Origin of the sequence: Polynucleobacter sphagniphilus (assembly GCF_029892205.1) — a bacterium.
GTDB classification, from domain to species: Bacteria; Pseudomonadota; Gammaproteobacteria; order Burkholderiales; family Burkholderiaceae; genus Polynucleobacter; species Polynucleobacter sphagniphilus.
The window spans coordinates 525,252-544,633 of record NZ_JARXVX010000001.1 but is presented as its reverse complement, the minus strand read 5'-3'; the positions used below and the strand labels follow the sequence as shown (position 1 = coordinate 544,633).

General features: G+C 43.4%; 26 protein-coding genes and 1 tRNA gene. 11 read left to right on the top strand and 16 right to left on the bottom strand.

Going from position 1 to position 19,382, the window contains the following annotated elements:
- Nucleotides 1-10 precede the first annotated feature (10 nt).
- Nucleotides 11-646 carry a 2-hydroxychromene-2-carboxylate isomerase gene (locus tag M2125_RS02880; protein WP_076023198.1) on the top strand — a complete coding sequence of 212 codons (636 nt, stop codon included), beginning with the start codon at nt 11-13 and terminating at the stop codon, nt 644-646.
- 20 nt (nt 647-666) lie between these two features.
- Here the strand turns inward: M2125_RS02880 and M2125_RS02875 are convergent, their stop codons facing one another.
- Nucleotides 667-2,280, bottom strand: a complete 1,614-nt coding sequence (locus M2125_RS02875) for an FMN-binding glutamate synthase family protein (RefSeq protein ID WP_280741933.1) — start codon at nt 2,278-2,280, stop codon at nt 667-669.
- A 109-nt stretch (nt 2,281-2,389) separates the two neighbouring features.
- On the opposite strand from M2125_RS02875, the gene M2125_RS02870 reads away from it, so the two are divergent.
- Nucleotides 2,390-2,456: transfer RNA gene (locus M2125_RS02870), tRNA-Cys, on the top strand.
- A gap of 15 nt (nt 2,457-2,471) precedes the next feature.
- Here M2125_RS02870 and M2125_RS02865 read toward each other — a convergent pair.
- Entirely contained in the window at nt 2,472-2,621 is a 150-nt protein-coding gene (locus M2125_RS02865) for a hypothetical protein (protein WP_280741934.1), read from the bottom strand.
- A 15-nt stretch (nt 2,622-2,636) separates the two neighbouring features.
- Nucleotides 2,637-3,008 (bottom strand): hypothetical protein, encoded by a 372-nt coding sequence (locus tag M2125_RS02860; RefSeq protein ID WP_277539823.1) that lies wholly within the window; start codon nt 3,006-3,008, stop codon nt 2,637-2,639.
- A 171-nt stretch (nt 3,009-3,179) separates the two neighbouring features.
- Here M2125_RS02860 and yghU point away from each other — a divergent pair, with 171 nt between their 5' ends.
- Entirely contained in the window at nt 3,180-4,034 is an 855-nt protein-coding gene (yghU, locus tag M2125_RS02855) for a glutathione-dependent disulfide-bond oxidoreductase (protein ID WP_280742455.1), read from the top strand.
- A gap of 55 nt (nt 4,035-4,089) precedes the next feature.
- Here yghU and M2125_RS02850 read toward each other — a convergent pair whose 3' ends face one another.
- The 6 genes from M2125_RS02850 to M2125_RS02825 form a co-directional block, all read right to left on the bottom strand.
- On the bottom strand, nt 4,090-4,848 hold the full coding sequence (locus tag M2125_RS02850) for an SDR family oxidoreductase (protein ID WP_277539825.1): 759 nt from the start codon (nt 4,846-4,848) through the stop codon (nt 4,090-4,092).
- 19 nt (nt 4,849-4,867) lie between these two features.
- Nucleotides 4,868-5,476 carry a glutathione S-transferase gene (locus M2125_RS02845; protein WP_277539826.1) on the bottom strand — a complete coding sequence of 203 codons (609 nt, stop codon included), beginning with the start codon at nt 5,474-5,476 and terminating at the stop codon, nt 4,868-4,870.
- Nucleotides 5,477-5,559: 83 nt separating this feature from the next.
- The gene (cynS, locus tag M2125_RS02840) at nt 5,560-6,003 is read right to left on the bottom strand and encodes a cyanase (RefSeq protein ID WP_076023136.1); all 444 of its coding nucleotides are present in this window, start codon (nt 6,001-6,003) and stop codon (nt 5,560-5,562) included.
- Between the two features lie 30 nt (nt 6,004-6,033).
- Entirely contained in the window at nt 6,034-6,897 is an 864-nt protein-coding gene (locus M2125_RS02835; protein WP_280742454.1) for an ABC transporter ATP-binding protein, read from the bottom strand.
- A complete protein-coding gene (gene ntrB / locus M2125_RS02830) occupies nt 6,887-7,744 on the bottom strand; it encodes a nitrate ABC transporter permease (protein WP_076023134.1) in 858 nt (285 codons plus the stop codon). Before ntrB ends, M2125_RS02835 begins: the two co-directional genes overlap by 11 nt.
- A gap of 12 nt (nt 7,745-7,756) precedes the next feature.
- Nucleotides 7,757-9,133: a CmpA/NrtA family ABC transporter substrate-binding protein gene (locus M2125_RS02825; protein ID WP_280742453.1), complete on the bottom strand. Its 1,377-nt coding sequence runs from the start codon at nt 9,131-9,133 to the stop codon at nt 7,757-7,759.
- Nucleotides 9,134-9,431: 298 nt separating this feature from the next.
- On the opposite strand from M2125_RS02825, the gene M2125_RS02820 reads away from it, so the two are divergent.
- The 3 genes from M2125_RS02820 (at nt 9,432) to M2125_RS02810 (ending at nt 11,675) form a co-directional block, all read left to right on the top strand.
- Entirely contained in the window at nt 9,432-9,899 is a 468-nt protein-coding gene (locus M2125_RS02820; RefSeq protein WP_280742452.1) for a nuclear transport factor 2 family protein, read from the top strand.
- Nucleotides 9,899-10,327 carry a PAS domain-containing protein gene (locus M2125_RS02815; RefSeq protein WP_280742451.1) on the top strand — a complete coding sequence of 143 codons (429 nt, stop codon included), beginning with the start codon at nt 9,899-9,901 and terminating at the stop codon, nt 10,325-10,327. Before M2125_RS02820 ends, M2125_RS02815 begins: the two co-directional genes overlap by 1 nt.
- Before the next feature lie 91 nt (nt 10,328-10,418).
- A complete protein-coding gene (locus M2125_RS02810) occupies nt 10,419-11,675 on the top strand; it encodes a chloride channel protein (protein ID WP_233126604.1) in 1,257 nt (418 codons plus the stop codon).
- Here the strand turns inward: M2125_RS02810 and M2125_RS02805 are convergent.
- From M2125_RS02805 to M2125_RS02795, 3 genes are all read right to left on the bottom strand, one after another.
- Nucleotides 11,672-12,169 (bottom strand): PqiC family protein, encoded by a 498-nt coding sequence (locus M2125_RS02805; protein ID WP_280742449.1) that lies wholly within the window; start codon nt 12,167-12,169, stop codon nt 11,672-11,674. The two genes, M2125_RS02810 and M2125_RS02805, sit on opposite strands and share 4 nt — an antisense overlap.
- A gap of 81 nt (nt 12,170-12,250) precedes the next feature.
- Nucleotides 12,251-12,448, bottom strand: coding sequence for a hypothetical protein (locus M2125_RS02800; RefSeq protein ID WP_076023121.1), 198 nt, complete (start codon nt 12,446-12,448; stop codon nt 12,251-12,253).
- Between the two features lie 128 nt (nt 12,449-12,576).
- Nucleotides 12,577-13,674 carry a linear amide C-N hydrolase gene (locus tag M2125_RS02795; RefSeq protein ID WP_280742448.1) on the bottom strand — a complete coding sequence of 366 codons (1,098 nt, stop codon included), beginning with the start codon at nt 13,672-13,674 and terminating at the stop codon, nt 12,577-12,579.
- A 346-nt stretch (nt 13,675-14,020) separates the two neighbouring features.
- On the opposite strand from M2125_RS02795, the gene M2125_RS02790 reads away from it, so the two are divergent.
- A complete protein-coding gene (locus M2125_RS02790) occupies nt 14,021-14,875 on the top strand; it encodes a hypothetical protein (RefSeq protein WP_280742447.1) in 855 nt (284 codons plus the stop codon).
- Between the two features lie 227 nt (nt 14,876-15,102).
- Here the strand turns inward: M2125_RS02790 and M2125_RS02785 are convergent, their stop codons facing one another.
- The 4 genes from M2125_RS02785 to M2125_RS02770 form a co-directional block, all read right to left on the bottom strand.
- The gene (locus M2125_RS02785; RefSeq protein ID WP_280742446.1) at nt 15,103-15,447 is read right to left on the bottom strand and encodes a hypothetical protein; all 345 of its coding nucleotides are present in this window, start codon (nt 15,445-15,447) and stop codon (nt 15,103-15,105) included.
- A gap of 87 nt (nt 15,448-15,534) precedes the next feature.
- Entirely contained in the window at nt 15,535-15,885 is a 351-nt protein-coding gene (locus M2125_RS02780; protein ID WP_215317028.1) for a DUF5615 family PIN-like protein, read from the bottom strand.
- Nucleotides 15,882-16,106 (bottom strand): DUF433 domain-containing protein, encoded by a 225-nt coding sequence (locus M2125_RS02775; protein ID WP_215317030.1) that lies wholly within the window; start codon nt 16,104-16,106, stop codon nt 15,882-15,884. The genes M2125_RS02780 and M2125_RS02775 overlap by 4 nt, the downstream gene beginning before the upstream one ends.
- Before the next feature lie 117 nt (nt 16,107-16,223).
- Complete coding sequence (locus M2125_RS02770) at nt 16,224-16,670, bottom strand: DUF6641 family protein (RefSeq protein ID WP_280742445.1); 447 nt, start codon at nt 16,668-16,670, stop codon at nt 16,224-16,226.
- A 348-nt stretch (nt 16,671-17,018) separates the two neighbouring features.
- Here M2125_RS02770 and M2125_RS02765 point away from each other — a divergent pair, with 348 nt between their 5' ends.
- The 4 genes from M2125_RS02765 to M2125_RS02750 all read left to right on the top strand — a co-directional run bounded on the left by M2125_RS02765 (nt 17,019) and on the right by M2125_RS02750 (nt 19,081).
- Entirely contained in the window at nt 17,019-17,552 is a 534-nt protein-coding gene (locus M2125_RS02765; protein WP_280742444.1) for a hypothetical protein, read from the top strand.
- 252 nt (nt 17,553-17,804) lie between these two features.
- Entirely contained in the window at nt 17,805-18,371 is a 567-nt protein-coding gene (locus M2125_RS02760) for a tyrosine-type recombinase/integrase (RefSeq protein WP_280742443.1), read from the top strand.
- Between the two features lie 112 nt (nt 18,372-18,483).
- Complete coding sequence (locus tag M2125_RS02755; protein ID WP_280742442.1) at nt 18,484-18,774, top strand: hypothetical protein; 291 nt, start codon at nt 18,484-18,486, stop codon at nt 18,772-18,774.
- Nucleotides 18,752-19,081, top strand: coding sequence for a hypothetical protein (locus tag M2125_RS02750; protein ID WP_280742441.1), 330 nt, complete (start codon nt 18,752-18,754; stop codon nt 19,079-19,081). Before M2125_RS02755 ends, M2125_RS02750 begins: the two co-directional genes overlap by 23 nt.
- The last annotated feature ends 301 nt before the right edge of the window (nt 19,082-19,382 follow it).

The following is a 19,382-nucleotide window of genomic DNA, read 5'->3' as shown; positions in this document are numbered from 1 at the left end:
AAAGGTAACGATGAGTAAGAAAAAGGTTGTGGATTTCTATTTCAGCTTTGTATCCCTCTATACCTATATTGGTTATGAAGCATTTCAAGATCTAGCACAACGCCTAGATTTAGAGGTAAATTACAAACCGATTGATCTGCATGCGATCTTTACAGCCAGCGGGGGACTGCCCGTTAGCAAAAGACCGCCGCAAAGACAATCCTATCGCTTGGTTGAAATGCAGCGCTGGGCATTGATCAGAAATATTCCCCTGGTATTAAAACCAAAATATCATCCTTGTAGCGCTGAGATTGGACATCGCATGCTATTGGCTGCAATAGCCAATCAACAAGATATCAAAGATTTTGTTGGTAATGCATTAAAAGTACTCTGGGTTGATGATCTCAATCTCGCAGATCCCGATGTCATGATTGCAGTAGCAAATCGCTCCGGATTGGATGGGCCAGCACTATATGAGCAAAATAAGGCAGAGTCCATTACAGAAAAGCTGAATGCCCTTACGCAAGAGGGTCTTGAAAAACAGGTCTTCGGCACACCCTTCTTCATTTATGAAGGCGAGCCTTTTTGGGGGCAGGATCGTCTTGAAATGCTTGAGGACTTAATTGCCTCTGGACGACAGCCAATACCCAGCCCCATCATTACCTAGTCACTGGCCAACAGACTCAACTACCATTGACTTGGATTGGCGCGCCTCCAAGCGCGCGCCAGATATTGATAATCCGCTTTAAATGCCAACTCTGGAGATTGATCAATTAGAGCCCCAGCTTCCATATGCATCAGATTTTTGGAAAATGGTTGAGCAACGCTATTTTCATCGCGCTTCATGATGTAATCTGGGTTTAATTCAGAAGTGTGACTCAAGCCCGCAGCCATCAGAATTTCAGAAAGGGCATGGAGTGTATTTTGATGGTAGTGATAAACACGCTGACCCTTATCAATTGGATCAAGGGCTTTTTGCCTTAACTGGTTTTGTGTTGCTACCCCAGTAGGGCACATGTCTGTATTGCAGGTACGCGATTGAATGCAGCCAATCGCAAACATGAAGCCACGTGCTGAGTTACACCAATCGGCGCCGATCGAACACACCCTCACAATATCAAACGCGGAAATAATTTTTCCAGCAGCGCCAATTCGAATAATGTCCCGCAGGTTGGCGCCAAGTAAAGTGGCGTGGATTAATCTTAAGCTATCCCGCATGGGCATACCAATATGATCTATGAACTCCACTGGAGCTGCTCCAGTACCCCCCTCACTACCATCCACCACAATAAAATCTGGAGTCAATTTGGTTTCGATCATCGCCTTTAATATGGCGAACCAATCCTCTGGTTTTCCCACGCACATCTTGAAGCCCACTGGCTTACCATTAGACTTCTCTCTTAATGTAGCTATGAATTGAAGCATTTCGACTGGGCTATTGAATGCTGTATGGCGACTGGGAGAAATGCAATCGACCCCCATTGGCACTCCGCGTGTTTGCGCAATTTCTGGAGTAATCTTAGCGGCCGGTAAAATACCACCATGCCCAGGTTTTGCACCTTGAGATAACTTAATCTCGATCATTTTGATTTGCGGATCAGAAGCCACGTGGATAAACTTATTCATATCAAAGTGCCCGTCTTCGGTTCTACAGCCAAAATAGCCAGAACCAATCTCCCAAATGAGATCACCATCATGCACTTTGTGATATTCGGATACTGATCCCTCACCAGTATCCTGAGCAAACCCACCCAACTTTGCACCTTTATTTAATGCCAGAATGGCATTGGCCGACAAAGAACCAAAGCTCATGGCTGAGATATTAAATACCGAAATTGAATAAGGTTGAGAACAGGTCTCGCTACCGATGCTGACACGCAAGTCATTCGGCTTAATCACCACCTGTGATGGGGAATTCGAATAACTCAACCATTCATAACCATTGCGATACACATTTTCAATGGTTCCGAATGGTCTTTGATCGGATAAATTTTTGGAGCGTTGATAAACCAAGGCGCGCTGGTTTCGAGAAAAAGGTAATTTTTCACTATCCGACTCGAGAAAATATTGGCGTATTTCTGGACGAATGAACTCAAGCCAAAAACGCAAGTGCCCAATGATTGGATAGTTTCGCAAAATTGCATGCTTTTTTTGTAATTGATCTATTACCCCCACTACACTGAGGGCAAAGAAAATACATAAAGGAATCAAAGTATTTTTAGAAGCTCCCTCCAAAACAAGGAGAACTCCAAAATAGAGGCTCATGGCAATCGATAATTGCCAAACAAAGTAACGAGTCATAATTTTCCTGTGATTATTCAGTCACCTTACAAAAAGAATGTGACAGTTAGTCACATTTAGGCATACTTTTGTCAGAATAACGACATTTGTAAGCATTAAAATAGCCTATGGCGGAATGGCTATGCATAAGATTGCAAATCTTAATACCCTGGTTCGATTCTAGGTTTCCGCCTCCAATTCACTGGCCTTAGTTATGCTTGGTCATTGCGGTAAGTGCCTTGATATTCTCGCTCTTCTAACTGCTCTAATTCTAGTGCGCGCTCGAGCACAGCCAAATCTTCCTCAGATAGATTTTTTCCTGAATATTGGGGTTGATCCTGTTTTGAACTATCTTCCATCATTGTCCATGCAAAAAATTAATGAAATTGACCCAAACTCTGAATCAAGTCAGCGAGTTTGACTAGTGTTTGAAATGCTTGCGAATGACTCACTTCCACATCCTCCCAATTAAACTCCATAGAAAAATGAGCTGACTCAATAATTAATTCATAGCTAGAATCAGCTTTATTGAGTGTTTTATCGGCTGGATTTAACATGACTGGCGCCGCAATCAACTCAATTGCCTCAATCAACTGCTGCGCCTGATCGTCTGTAAGTTCTTTGGCGTGCAATACATCATCCGTTCGCTTGACAGTGATTTTTGAAATTTCGTCAATCGTGACCTCGTACTGATTAAGACCCAACTCAACCCATGCAGTCAGCTCTATCGCTATTGGATATGTTTTCATTTAAGTCACCCTATCTAGATCTCACCCTAATATCAATCTACACCTACTAGGGGTGATTGCATAGACTTTAGTCCTAAATAAGGCATTTATGTGGCAATGCAGCAGCACTTCTGATCAATGGATTGAAGGCTAGCTAGATTAAAATCACTAATACATTAATAAGGTGAAAACATGACCAATCAAGCTGAATACGTACCACCTCAAGTTTGGACTTGGGAGCAGCCTAATGGCGGCAAGTTTGCAAATATCAATCGCCCGACTGCTGGCTCGCGGGAGCAAAAATTACTGCCAGTGGGTCGTCACCCATTACAACTCTATTCTATGGGCACACCAAATGGCGTCAAAGTCACCATCATGCTCGAAGAATTACTTGCTCTAGGTCACTCTGGCGCAGAATACGATGCCTGGTTAATTAAGATTAGTGACGGCGACCAATTTGGCTCGGATTTTGTGAACATTAATCCAAACTCAAAAATACCTGCACTACTAGATCACAGCGTCTCTCCCCCACTCCGTGTATTTGAATCTGGCTCTATCTTGCTTTATCTCGCCGAAAAATTTGATGCTTTTCTTCCCAAAGATCTTGCTGGAAGAACCGAAACCATGAATTGGCTTTTCTGGCAAATGGGAAGTGCCCCTTATTTGGGTGGAGGCTTTGGTCATTTTTATGCGTATGCGCCATACAAAATGGAATACCCCATCGATCGTTTTGCAATGGAAGCCAAACGACAACTGGATGTACTAGACCAACGCCTTGCACAAAGCACCTATCTTGCTGGCCCAGATTACACCATCGCTGATATTGCAGTATTCCCCTGGTATGGAGCCTTGGTGAAGGGCTTCTTATATGGAGCCGCAGAATTTTTAAGCGTACATGATTACAAAAACGTCTTACGTTGGGCTGATGCCATTCTTGAGCGCCCAGCTGTCAAGCGCGGTCGAATTGTGAATCGAACCTGGGGTGAGTCATCAGAGCAATTACTTGAGCGACATGATTCAAGCGACTTTGAGGGTAAGTCCCTCTAAAGCAAAATGCCAACCCCCGGGATGGCATTTTTAATTACAGATATTACTCAATGATCTATCTGCCGCCGCTAACGTCTATACAGGCACCCGTAACGTAAGAAGCTTTATCAGACAGAACCCAGAGTACTGCATTTGCAACTTCCTCTGCAGTACCAACTCGTCCAATCGGAATCATTGGGCCAGCTTCTTTAACGCGATCTGGCTCGCCACCACTCGCATGAATCTCAGTATCGATTATTCCAGGTGATATTGCATTGACTCGAATACCCTCACTGGCAACTTCTTTTGCCAATCCTGTTGTCAAAGTATCAATAGCTGCCTTAGATGCAGCATAGTCAACATACTGCCCCGGAGAACCCAAACGAGATGCAATCGAAGAAATATTCACAATAACGCCGCCATGACCACCTGATTGAGTTGACATCCGCAAGACGGCTTCACGTGAACACAAGAAGCTACCAAATACATTGGTGGCAAACATCTTTTGCAGTCGATCTAAATGCATTTCTGAAACGCGCGCTTTTTGATCCACAATGCCAGCGTTATTTACAAGGGCTGTAATAGTGCCTAAATGTTGATCTACCTCCTTAAACATCTTCACTACATCTTCCTCATTGCTCACATCTGCTTGGATCGCGAATGCTAGACCACCTTGCTGTTGAATGGATTGAGCCAGAGCATGAGCTTCATTTGCAGCATGCAGATAATTAATTGCAACCGCATAGCCTGCTTTAGCTGCAAGCCGAACAATGGCTGCACCAATGCCTCTGGCACCGCCTGTTACAAGCAATATTGGTTTACGTCCCCGAGACATATACATTCCTCATATGGCATTAGTCTAAGTAGGTTGGATGTTTTTGCATCACCGCTCTAAATAACTCAGATTCAATCAACGAATTTAACCATCTCTTAACAAAAGGAATTGGCAATCGCTCAAACTCCTGTGGATTAACCATGGAAAACTGTCTAATAAATGGAAAAATGGCTACATCTACATAAGTAAGCCCTTCCCCCATTAAATAAGAATGAGATTGCAGCACCATTTCCATGGGTAGAAGCATCAAATCCATAGCCTCCCCCAACACTTCTGCTTGATTGAGTTCGGGGTATCTATTGGGATATTTATATTGGTCTAACAGCTTTTTAAATGGTCCGTCGTTTTTCTCAATCCAGGCATTTGCGCTGTTCGGATCAACCAAGCCCCAAGCATCTCGATCTGAATGCTGCAACGCCCATCGCATGATATCCATGCTTTGATCCAACACTGCCCCGTCAACACACAATACTGGAACCGTGCCCTTGGGAGACGCAAGCAACATTGATCGGGGTTTATTTCGTAATGTAATCTCACGATGCTCCACCTCAATGCCAGCGTAGTGCAGGGCCATACGGGCACGCATTGCATATGGACAACGGCGATAAGAATACAAAATGGGCTTCATTACTAGATGATGATACTCAATGCCCAAGTTAGGCGCCGGAAAGAAAAAACCACCCGGAGGTGGCTTATTTTCGTTTACTGGAATTAGTATGTCTTGTAGGAGAGGTATTTTCCTGACAACACCACTTGCACACGATCACCCTTTGGATCTGGCTCACGCTGAATATCCATGGAGAAATCAATTGCACTCATGATGCCATCACCAAACTCTTCATGAATGAGCTCCTTGATAGTGGTACCGTACACATTCACAATCTCATACCAGCGATAAATCAATGGATCTGTTGGTACGCTGGTTGGTAACGAGCCTTTATAAGGAACAATCTGTAGCCAAGCCATTTCTTCATCAGTTAAATCAAATAAGCTGCCAGCAACCTCTGCTTGGGGCTTGGTAAAGGTCATTTGACCCAAACATGCTGCCGTTACCCACTCTTTTGATTCGCCGATTGATTTAGCGATCTCGCTCCACTTCATTCCTTTGCGAACTTTTGCCTCTATGATCTTCTGGGTTACGACTGAACGATCCATCTTTTTCTCCTTAATTGAAATCTGCGTTTATTACATTTCTGGGGCATCAATACCAGGCAATACTATGACAGGGCTGTAGCCATCCAATTCTCCCTTAGCACCCTTCATCTGCAAATCTTTGGAACGATTTACTAAAAAGTCAACCAAGTGATTGCGCATCGGGTAATACATTGAATCATGATGCATGCTCGCTCTTTTGCGTCCTTTTGGTAAGGTATTGATAACAATCTCAGCAATCCGAGCATTTGGGCCATTACTCATTAAGAGTGTTTTGTCTGAAAGCAAAATAGCCTCATCAACATCATGTGTAATCATGAATACCGTCTGATGAGTTTGCTTACATATTTTCAATAACTCGTCTTGAATCACGCCACGCGTTAATGCATCCAAGGCACCAAATGGCTCATCAAGCAAGAGCATTTTGGGCTCAATTGCAAATGCTCTGGCAATACCAACTCGCTGCTTCATGCCACCAGATAACTCTGATGGCTTTTTGTTTTCTGCATTAACCAAACCAACCAATGCTAAATATTTTTTAGCATGCTCAATAATCTGGGGTTTTGACCAATTGGGATACTTGGATTTAACGGCAAAGCAAACGTTTTGTAGCACGCTCATCCAAGGCATCAAAGCGTGACCCTGAAAGACAACCCCACGCTCGAGGCTAGGCCCTTCAATATGTTTGCCCAACATAATTGCAGTACCACTACTGGCCTCTTCCAGACCAGCCAGTACATTCAAAATGGTAGTCTTGCCACAGCCTGAGTGGCCGATGATGCAAACGAACTCACCACGCTCAATTTCAAAATTAATCCCCTCAAAAACTGGGGGCGCATCGGTCTTATAGGATTTTGAAAGGCCCTGAACCTTTAGGAAAGTGTTTTCAATCGACATAGGAAACCGCCTTTTGTAGCTTGGCGAATGCCATGTCAAGCAACATTCCCACAATACCAATCATGAGAATTGCAAAAATAACGCTGGAGAGTGATAAGTTATTCCACTCATTCCATAAAAAATATCCGATTCCTGTACCACCTACGAGCATTTCGGCAGCAACTATCACCAGCCATGCAATACCCATAGAAATACGCATTCCCGTCAAAATAGTTGGTGCGGCTGCAGGCAGAATAACTAAAAATGCCTTACGCAAAGGGGAAACCTCTAGCGTCTTGGTCACGTTTAACAATTCTTTACGAACATTGGCAACTCCAAATGCTGTATTGAGCAACATTGGCCAAATAGAACAGATAAAGATTACGAAGATTCCGGAAGCAGAAGAATCCTTGATCGTATAAAGCGCAATCGGCATCCAAGCTAAAGGTGAGATTGGTTTTAGTATCTGGATGAAAGGATTAAAAGCTTGATATGCCAATGGAGACATGCCAATTAAAAAACCAAACGGGATTGCAATAAGCATTGCCAAGAAGAACCCGAGCCCCACTCTCAGCAAAGAGTAGCCCAACTGTATGCCAATGCCTTTGTCGTTTGGTCCATTGTCATAAAAAGGATGTGAGAGCTGGGTGTATATCGTCTCACCAACCTGAGTGAGGGTTGGGAACCCCGACTTTGGAGTCGATCCGCCATCACCCTGCCCCATCAAGCTGCTATATTCATTAGCAGCAGCAGAAGTTTCCACTGATGCAGCTTTTTGAGTGGTGGCCAGATGCCAAATAAACAAACAGGTAAATAGAATACCAATTGAAAGAATGGCGCCCCTTACCTTTACAGATAACTTTTTCATTCAATATTCTGCTTATTTCTTGGCGATCGGGAAAGATTTAAGGTATGCAGCTGGCTGGCTTGGATCAAATTCTTTACCCATAATCTTGGACTTCTTATAACCCGCTTTAGCCTGCTCTGGTATAGCAATACCTGTCTCAGTCATGTATTTTCTGGCATCTGTTAACAAGAATATTTTTTCGGAAATATCTTTGTAGTTCACATCGCCTTTGATGTATCCCCAACGCTGCATTTGAGTCAACATCCATGTAGCCATGGAGTACCAAGGGATTGGGTTAAAGTCGATTCGATCGGGAACATTTTGAACGTTGCCAAGACCATCTGCAAACTTACCAGTGAGAACCTGCATTACCACTGTTTCAGGTTGATTGAGGTAATTAGGAGTAGAAATCACTTTTGCAATCAAAGGTCGATTAGCTGGATCACGAGCCATGGTGGAGGCATTCAATACTGCGCGATAGAGCGCAGCAAATGTATGGGGATTTTTCTTGATGAACTCATCTGAAGTGCCAAAGGCGCAGCAAGGATGTCCGTCCCAAATATCTTTGGTCAGCAAATGAATAAAGCCTACCTCGTCATACACCGCCCTCTGATTAAATGGATCGGGCCCAAGAAATCCATCAATATTCCCAGCGCGTAAGTTAGCAACCATTTCTGGCGGCGGTGTAACACGAATTTGAATATCTTTATCTGGATCGAGGCCAGCCTGAGATACGTAGTAGCGCAATAAAAAGTTGTGCATGGAATACTCAAATGGAACGGCAAATTTCATGCCCTTCCATTTTTTAGGGTCACGATTATCTTTATGCTTGTTAGCTAAGGTAATAGCTTGGCCATTGACGTTTTGAATCGTGGCAACACGCATCTGCGCAGGATCAGAACCCAAACCCATTGACATGGAGATCGGCATTGGTGACAAGAAGTGCGAAGCATCGTGCTCTTTATTAATCATCTTGTCACGAATCAAAGCCCAGCCAGCAGTCTTGCTCAAAGTAACGTTGAGGCCCTGCTTTTTATAAAACCCCAAAGGGTCGGCCATGATTAATGGAGTTGCGCAAGTAATGGCAATAAATCCAATTTTTAAATCCGGCTTTTCAAGTGGTGCTTTTTCTTGAGCCATCGCCTGCAAAGAATCGATTGGCAAAAAGCTCGACAACACACTCATTGCTCCACCCACGCCAACTGACTTTAGAAAAGCGCGCCTGCGACTTTCCTCGGGAAATAAGGCCTTAACGAGACTGGCTTCAATAAAGTCGGCGCTGGCCTGCTCCTCATCCACCGCCAATGCAAATTGGTCTTTTTGATGCTCTACATCCGAGGCGTGGCGACCACAGCTGCAACAACTTGAGAATAGCGGCCTATCTGGATCAAAGGGGCGATAAGGATTCATTTGCAACTCCTGCAGATGGGTAGATTCGTACAACCGAATAGATAGGTCATTTTTACTCTCCTAGACCTAGATTGCTGTAGACATATGCACCAAACCAAGCCAAAAAAAAATGGATGCGCACCAAAATAGGGTTAACCCTAGTCTGATTTGCATGCGGCAGCATTGGTTTGACAAAAACCCTTCTAGATTGACGCACACGAGATAAACTCAAACGTCATTAATCAATTCATAAGCACTGCCAAAGCTATCTACATACTTATAAAAAATTATTTCAGCCCTGGATGCAAGAAAAGAGACTATGGAGCAAAAACCACCTCTCCCCCCGTTCACCCATGAATCTGCCATTCAAAAGGTCAGAATGGCTGAAGATGCCTGGAACACCCGCGATCCCGAAAAGGTATCACTGGTTTACACAGAAGATACGATTTGGCGCAACCGCTCAGAATTTCCCCGTGGTCGCCAACAAGTAAAAGAATTTTTAATGCGCAAGTGGTCCAAAGAGCTTGATTACAGACTTATTAAGGAGCTATGGGCATTTGCGGATAATCGTATAGCTGTTCGCTTTGCTTATGAGTGCCACGATAACTCTGGCAACTGGATGCGCAGCTTTGGGAATGAAAACTGGGAATTTAACCAGGATGGCTTCATGATGAGGCGGTTTGCAAGCATCAATGATCTCCCTATCAAAGAATCTGACCGCAAATTCTTTTGGCCCCTTGGGCGTAGACCAGACGATCATCCTAACTTAAGTGATTTTGGCTTTTAATGAATACAAATATTAATTTTGAAGTACTAGTTCGCTCAATTGGCGATGGCGTTGTCATCTCAGACGCTAAAGGTGTAATTATTTACTGGAATCCAGCTGCCGAGAGGATATTTGGCTTTACCGAATCCGAGGCGCTAGGGAAAACCTTGGATCTAATTATTCCTGAACGCTTAAGAGCCCGTCACAACGAAGGTTACGACCACTCCATGGAAACAGGTACCACTCGCTATGGTGATAAATTATTAACCGTTCCTGCCTTACATAAATCAGGTAGCCCCCTATCCATTGCTTTTACGGTTTCCATGATCTTTGATGAGCATAGTAAAGCTTCTGCAGTAGCAGCCATTATTAGGGATGACACAGCTCGCTTCACAGAGGAACGTGCGCTGCACAAACGCATCATGGAGCTTGAGAGCGCAATTAAATAATGTCGTTCTTGAGAAAAAATTGATCTACGCTCGCTTTCTAATCACCCTAAAAAAAGAATTTCTTAATTGGGGTTTATGGGCAGGCAGAACAATGGTTCTAGCTTACGCAGCATTAGCTGGCTTAACGATTGTGGGCTTTACAAAACTTGCAGAGCTTGCCTTTGCTTACTTCTTACATTTTCAATCTCAATCTTTTTGGCTGCCATTAATCTGGACTCCGCTTTGCACTGTTGCGATTGTTTATCTAACTCGTAAATTTGCGCCTGGTTCGGCAGGCTCGGGCATCCCACAAGTGATCGCAGCACTTGATCCAAAATGCCCCGTTTCACAGAGAAATCAGTTTGTCTCCTTAAGGCTGAGTTTTTTTAAAGTCATTTTGACTGCAGGAGGCTTGCTGGCAGGCCTATCACTTGGCAGAGAAGGGCCTTCGGTGCAAATTGCAGCAGGCATCATGCGTAATGCGCGACGCTGGCTACCTTCTACCGCCCAGATATCAGAAGCCTCACTTATCATGGCTGGGGGTGCAGCAGGTATAGCAGCAGCCTTCAATACGCCACTTGGAGGCGTGATGTTTTGTATCGAAGAACTCTCCAAGTCCTTGGAGCAACGCAGTAATGGCCTCATGATTGCATCCATCGTATTGGCCGGGCTCATGGGTATCTCAATTGATGGTAATTACACTTACTTTGGGGTAATCCATGTGAGCGACTTCAATCTACTACTGATTTGGCCAGCTACTTTAGTGATTCTAGTTAGCGGGATCCTGGGTGGGCTATTCTCAAAAATCATCATTGCCTCCTTGCGTTTTAACAAGGGTCTTCTAGGCTACTTTCGCATCAAATCCCCACTGCTATTTGCGGGAGCTTGCGGGCTGATCGTTGCCGCAATCGGACTTCTCAGTAATGGCGATACTTACGGAACGGGTTATACCCACACCCAAGCAATTATTGCTGGCTCTGAGTCCACGAGCTATTTATTTGTACCCTTCAAAATGATTGCGACATGGCTCAGCACCTGGTCGGGCGTTCCTGCAGGGATATTCGCGCCATCACTCGCCATTGGCGGCGGAATTGGTAACGCGATCTCAACCACTCTTTCTCTACCTCATGCGCAAATCTTTATTGCGATCGGTATGGCGGGATTTTTAGCTGCAGTGACTCAGGCCCCCCTCACCTCATTCATCATTGTGATGGAAATGATTGATGGTCACGGCCTGGTCTTAAGCCTAATGGCGAGCGCCTTAATTGCAGGCGCAATTTCCAGAATGATCAGTAGACCACTCTATCCCACTCTTGCCAAAATGCAGCTATCCAAACTTCCCAGATTAAATCAGAGTAAGCTGCATTAACGAAGGGCACCTGAGAGAGCAATATCTTTACTGACCTTAGCAAACGCCCGGCTTTGAGCGGCAACCAAAGCATTAAATCCCTCGCCAGCTACAGATTCATGCACCAAGGTTCGACCGACTGTGGGTTCATTATGACCTGCTTTTGTTGATTTAATTGTCCACAATGCATCAACGATTACCTCATCCCCAGGCTTACTCTCTAGCGTTTGAACGTCTATAAAAACCTGATAATCGTATTTTGTTGGCGTGCTTTGTGAAAAACTCCAGACATTTGGAGCGCCCAAGTCTTGCGCGATATTTGCAGTAATGATGCGGCTAATATTGCTATTGAGGGAGCCAGCCCAACGATGGTACTCATTTATTTGCACCTCATTTTTACCAGTTTGGCTGATTAGTTGAGGTCGATCATTTAAGGCGGGCTCAGTAATAGGACCAACAACTATACGCACATCATTCGCCTTTGCTGGTGCTGCAGCAATAGGCTCAGCACTCAAAAAAATAATATTTGCTTGAAGGTGATGTACTACAGGCACTGAGTGCAAGAGTCAGAAAAGCCGCTATTAAAAGTAAACGCATTATTTCGCTCCTTGGGATGGTTTACCAAACAGCAATGACTGCGGTTGTTGATCGAGCATATCAGATAGTGTTTTTAAGGAATCGGCAGCCTTGGTTAAAGAGCGCAAAGAATCCCGAAGATCAGTCTGTAATGGAGAATCACTTGCAGTCATGCTATTTACATTCTTTAAAATTGGATTTTGAAAATGAGTAGTCATTTGAACCCCTTTACTGATAACAAAAAACCACCTGGAGGTGGTTTATTTGTGTGAAATTAAAGCGCTGCATCGTTATAGGCGAACAAACTAAATGCCATTAAAAATGAAGCGCTTCAATATCAACTGCCTTAGTTAATCTGAATATAGGTCTGTGGAATATTTACTTCGTAGTACTTAATATCCTTGGCATTGACATCAATCTTTTTCAGATCAAACGCCTGTACATTCGTATTACCAAACATCTTAATGTAATAGACCCTATTTTTCATATCGCCAACAATAGTCCATTCGGTAGTTTCAACTCCACCTGCACCACCACCGTAGGCATTGGTTGCTGGCAATGTAATGGCACCTGGCGGAATGTCAAAGCTACCTAAGATATGCCATGCAGTATTGAGCTGCTGAGTGGTGGAATAGTTTGTGGGAGCAGAGCTAGATAGAAACAGCGCACGAATAAAGCGACTTGGACTCTCATAGTCGCCGGGCAAGCCATGCAAACCGCTACCTGAGCTGGGTGGGCCATAGCTAGCACCGTTAATAACTAAGGCCGGACGCTCCATGCTAGATAAGTTAGCATAGTTACCGATATTGTTTAACTGGTCACGAAAGACTGGGTCATTTGTCATGACCGTAGTTGGATTGTCAGTCATCACCAATTGGCCTTTGATGTACTCAATCACAAGACTCTTACCATTGGCATCATGCAAAGTCATGCGTACCGGAGCGGTCTCATTGTGAAACTGTGGAATCGTTGAGCGATTCACCTTGATCTTCTCGAAGCCAGCCCTTGCTTCCTCAACTGTTGCAAAGCTCGTTAAAGCGTATGTAAGGATTTGAGCAGAACTAATGCTATTTGCTGAATCAGCTGGAGCTACGGCTTGGAACTGGGCTGTATTAGGAGCATTGAGTAAGCCCCCAACAAGACCCTTCTCATTCATACCATCAAGCAAGACTGGCAAATGCAAGCCATTCATACCAGCAACGGCATACTTTGCATCCCAATTCAGACCCGTTCCGGGTTTGCCATCAACGCCTACGCCAAGCATATGCAAGTTACGTGGAATCACCATTAATTGGGATTTGAGGGCTAAGCCAAATTCCATTGTGCGGCCATAAACAAAGCCGCCATCATTGGCTTTGAGCATGAAGCTAGTACAGGCATTGCCAAGCAATGGTGTGAATACCAAGGCAAGCGATAAAGAGCCTGCCACTATTTTTTTCATCATTCTTGCATTCATTATTTTTCCTCGGAATTGAAATTATTTAAGAATTACCAGTGTGATTGTTGCACGTGCACCCCAACCTGAAGGACCTCCAGGCGCATTAGAAGCTTAAAAAATGAGCAAAATCAATAGCTTAGACAATGGTTTAAGCCTTACAAGATCAGGTGTTCGATCGGCACCGAGATCATTGGAATCATGTGGAACTGACCGTGTGGTGTGTGGCATCCGCAGGTGTGGAGTCGGTCGAACCGACACTAAATAGTGTCGCGTTACGTGACACTGAGCGTATTAGTATGTAAGCATATCAACCCCAAGCAAACCAACTGCCAATGGAACTCGAAAATATCCTTTGTTTTTTAAAGACCATGCCGCCGAATTCGTTATTGCTGCATTTGGCTCGGCAGCAGGTGCATATTACGGAGCAAAAGCTGCACAAAAAATTATTGAAGATGGCAGAGGTCGAGAAGAGTTACTCAAAGCCATTAGCTCAACGAACATAGCAATCACCCTCTCTTACAACATCTGCAACGCCCTACTCACATCGAAGAAACAATTTATCAAGCCGCTACATGATGACTACGAGAGAGAAAAAGTTCTTTTACAAAACTTTAATCAGAGCCTTGCCTTAGGCACCATACCACTGGGTTCTCAACACAACTTTACAGCGAATCTTCAAACCTTCCCATTACCAAAAATACCAGTTGAATCATTGCAAAAAAGTATTTTTGAAAATACCTCAATGACTTCTGCTTTGCTAAGCGTTTTCTCAATACTCAGTCTTTCAGCAGATGGCCTACAAATGTCCGTAGACAACAGAAATCGATTAATAACTCTATATAAAAGTCGACCGCATGGCAGTCTAACTGCTGCCGAGTATTTTGGACTGGCTTCTGGAAGTCTAGTTAATGAAGATTACCCGACCACCTTAGCCGCAATTGTCGCGCAAACGGATGATGCAATTTTCTTTAGTCACTTACTTTGCGTTGAGTTGCATGAGCATGGAATGTCACTATCGGAAAAATTTCAAAGGCTGTGGGGAGATGGCGCACCTACCATTACAAAAATTGACTGGACGCGGGCGGAGCAGAATAACCTTCTCCCATCCCATAATCCATACTCTGATTGGCTCGCTATGTTTAAAAAGAAAGATCTCCCTACCTCTTCCTGCTGGAACATTAAGAAATGGTTTTGCAAGCATCCTTAACAAATAGGGTATTGATCAATGCCAATACTAAATGATGTGACCTTATTTTGAGAGATGGCAAACCATTTTTGCTATACCTCTCCTCCCCATGAGCATCGATATTAATTAGCCAGTAATTCGTCAAAACCACCGTATTTTGGCGTGATTTATGACAATCATTATGGTCATGGGAGTTAGATTAAGACTGGTGGGGGTCGAGATCTTAGATGGAGCTAAAAACTGCGCAGCTATATATTTGAGTTAGCTAATGAAATCTGCTGTTGAGCTCGTTTAATCTTCTGTCGATTACGCTCCATCTTTAATGCTTTACTAGCAGCGTCTTTCTGTTTTTGTAAATTGTCGACTCTAGCCTGATCGGGTGTTTGTGGGGGCTTTGCTTTAATAGCAGAGATAACCTCATCAATCATTTGATACCCCCTGCTTTCACGGGTAACAATGGATGGGGTGCTAGCTAGACTATCCATCCCAAATTGATATTGCAAGATTAATCTAGCGTGAATTGGATTTGTGGCAAAAACAGCCGTATTTACTAACTGACCCTTGATCCTGACATAGGCTTGATATTTATTCATGCAAGTATTTAGCCAGTCTTATTTTGACTGACTAAAACTAAAGGCGCCTAATGCGCCTTTAGAGTGAAATGGGTATCAGTAATTGAGCTACTCATGCGTAATCAAACCATCACTAGTAATCTCTATAAAACGATGGTCCTCAAATGCTTTCGCAACAGCAGATAAGTTCGCTTGCAACAGATTCTCTAAATTGCGATTGGATATATTGCCAGTAGAAATTAACAGTAAAGCAGGTTCGCCGTTTAACAAAAAAGCCTGTACAAAGTCATCGTCTTTGGTGACTACAACTCGAGCTTCTTTAATAGCGCAAGCAATGACATCTTTATCTGGAGTTGCATTTTTGAGAGGTAGATCAGAGGTATGAATAGCATCATGTCCTTGAGCCTCCAACCAACCAACAAATCGCTTTGGCAGTTGGGCGTCTACTAAAAACTTCATGCCACCAAACGCTCAAATCGTTTAACATGACTTAATCTTGCAGCATAGGCAAGAGACGCCAAAATATCTTCTTTGTTAAGGTCTGGATAGTCAGCCAAAATCTCTTCGGTACTCATGCCGCTAGCCAGCCACTCTAAAACATTTTCTACGGGGTAACGCAAGCCGCGAATACAGGGCTTGCCATGGCAAATAACCGGATCAACAGTGATTAAATTAGCCATTTGAATCTCCTTTCGCATCATAATTTGGCTTGTTAAAGCATGGGTAGATTTTATACTGCTAGACCAAAAATTAGCATCTTTTCTTTAGAGCAATACTGCTATTGCTCTAAAGACCCCTTATAGCTGCCTCTTAAAGCCACTGCCAAGACTAGAGCTCGCTAACTCAATCTGGGGATCTAAATCCCCTGCTTCCACAGCAACCTTAACTGTTTCTAGTGCCTTAATTAAGTCCTCGGCACTATCAACTTGAATACTGGGCTTTCCCTTTGCTAGCTCAATCGTCCAGCTCCCATACCTAATAGAAACACAGACTTTGCCCTCCTCGGTCTGAAACCACCAGGGCTTGATCCTCTTAGGAGCCTCTACTTGCTTACGCACCCCTGTGTGAGCATCCTTAATGCTACGGAACTTCATTAATACAAATGGGGTTCCCGATAACTGCCCTTTTGCTAATTGAATCTGCTCCCACAAATGACTAGATAACTTATTCCTACGAATAACAATGGCTGGTTGGTGCATGGGCTTTTTGACTGCTACTAGGTTGAGGCTACTTAATTGACTCATTTACGTCTCCTTGTGGTTAATGGCGTGATTGCCTATATACAAGTTAATTTCAGAGCTTTATAAGGTCGACCTCTTTTTAGATCATTGCCGAATTGGCTCATTTTGGGTAGAAAAAATATGGTTTTTATTAACAAGGACTAAATATTTACGAGTCGCGTAATGAGTTGCATTGAGATGCGAATAAGAAATAAGTTGCAGTTGCAGTAAGAGATGCAGTTAGTTGCTGTATTTGGGACAAATGAGTAGCTCTGAACAGCAACTCACGCAACAGCAACTATCTTTTGTCTTCGCCTCTCAGAGCATCTCAAGCAACACCGCAACTCCTTTCAACATTCAAGGAGATTAAAAATGAAAGAAATCACAGCCCGCTTATGGGAAAACAAAATGTACGGAACAACCTTTGGCAAAGGTCAATATCGCAAAGCCATCTACAACGGCACATTGGAGATCCCAAGTCCTTATGCCAAGTATTTAGTTGATTTTGAGGAAGTTGAAACTTGGTTTCACTTTCCGAAGAGTCCAGTACATGTAGAGTTTGTAAGTAAGTTAAAAACCATACCTGTAAATGAAGATGGGGTTTTAATGAGCTGGATCTATCGCTATGAAGCTGGGATCAAAAGCGCAGTTGAAGGCTATGCGTCTTTGGATATGAACTACAGCAGAATTTATATTGAAATTAAAGATTCAGAGCGCGGAATCGATGATTACTGGGAACTGCCTATACGTAGCTGTATTGCTAGAGTTCCTGGGAAACCGACCCCAGCACTGATAGCTACAACGCAATCCGAGCTAAATTCCCCTCAAAAACCGTCTACAAACGGCGTATTTGTCGGCGGACATAAGCAAGCACTTGAGAACTTACAAAAGTACGCTACCCAGTGATTTGAAGCATTGGCTAAGGTCGTCGTCTAAAGACGACAGATCTTAGTAAATATTACTAAATACTTATAAGCAAATACGGGTTAAGAAAATAACTATATTCTTAGCCCGATTTGTAAGTCATTGATTATTGGAAGCTATTTGTACTGTCAATTTGTCCTGTTACGTGACACTTCGCAAACAAACTGAGGTCGACCTTTTTTCCTTAAGGAAACATACTTAAAACGCACTTTTTATTTATGACAGGAAAACCAAATGGCACAAGCAAAAACCTTATCCCAAGCAGAACTTGATCAAGTTCTAGAGTACGTCAGCACCAAAAAATACGCCCTACGTGATAGAGCCATCATTCTTACCAGCTTTCTTGGAGGCCTTCGCGTCGCCGAAATTGCGTCTTTAACTATGGGTGATGTAGTGAACCCCGATGGCACGATTAAAAATGAAATTCGCCTCAGTGCAGCGCAGACTAAAGGCAAATACCCCAGAACTGTATTTGTTTCTCAGCGTTTACAGGTGGAATTAGCCAACTACCTCACAACAAGACATGCCAAAGGCGCTGATATTCCCTTTTTTCATACTGATCACCGCTTACGTTTTAGTCCCAATGGCTTATGTGTGTGGTTTCATCAGCTATATAAGAATGTGGGTATTAGCGGTGGTAGTAGCCACTCGGGCAGAAAATTTTTTATTACGACCTTGGCTAATAAAGGCATTGGCGTTCGAATCTTAGCCTCTTTAGCCGGCCATCGGTCCATTGCGGTAACGCAAAGATATATCGACGTCAACGATGAGCAAAAGAGACAGGCCGTAGAACTGATCTAAGTGAGTTCGGGCTCAAGGGCTTTGCCCAGGGTTGTGTCATGGTGAAACATCAGTCAGATTGTATAAAATCATGCTATAATGCAATCATGCAGCATGAATATAGGAGAATGCCATGGGCGCAGTCATAGATCACCAGGTTATTAAGTCGATTGGATCAAGCGGACAAATTTCGCTTGGTAAAGAGCATGCAGGACGTCAAGTACTGGTAGAAACGCCTGAGCCAGGGGTTTGGGTAATTCGTACAGCCACGGTTATTCCTGATAATGAACGTTGGATACATACGCCTGTCGTTAAAAAGGACTTATCAGCCGCTCTAGCTTGGGCACAAAAAACCCCGGCAAAAGCGACTGATCTTTCTAAATTAAAAATGGCTAAAGCGCATGGCACGAAACGTAAAGCCTGAGCCATTAGTTGAGCTTGATCTCAATAGCCCGGTCTTTCAATCTGCTTGGGAGACATTGGAGTTAGTCGAACAAGAAAAGGCCTTTGCTACTTTTGAGAAAATCACGCAACTGACCTGGAACCAGGTTTATCGTGACAAAGGTCTTAAATGGGAAAAGATTCATAGTGTCCCCGCCCCAAAGGGTATCGATGCGCTCTACTCCTTTCGGATTAGCAAATCAATTCGGGGAATCGGCTTTAGAGAGGATCACTTTCTTAGAGTGTTATTAATTGAGCCAGACCACGATGCTGCATACGGAAAAAAGTAATCAACTAAGCAGCTAATCAGCAATTAGACTCTGATCAACCAGCCTATCACCCGGCTGGTTTTTTATTTTTAGAGCGAAGTTTTCGCCTAAGATTAATAGTAAATTGAAAACACTTCACTGAAAATTTTCACAATAATTTCACATTTAATTTTGGATGAAATTTTTCAAATAGAGTTTTTTGGGTATTTTTTCTTAAAATAAAAATCACCCTACAAGCCAATATCTACGTGGCTTTGATTTTTCACAATTTTGTGTCAAGGAAATAAAACAACGCCCTGATTTGCGCGAAAAATACGAAAAA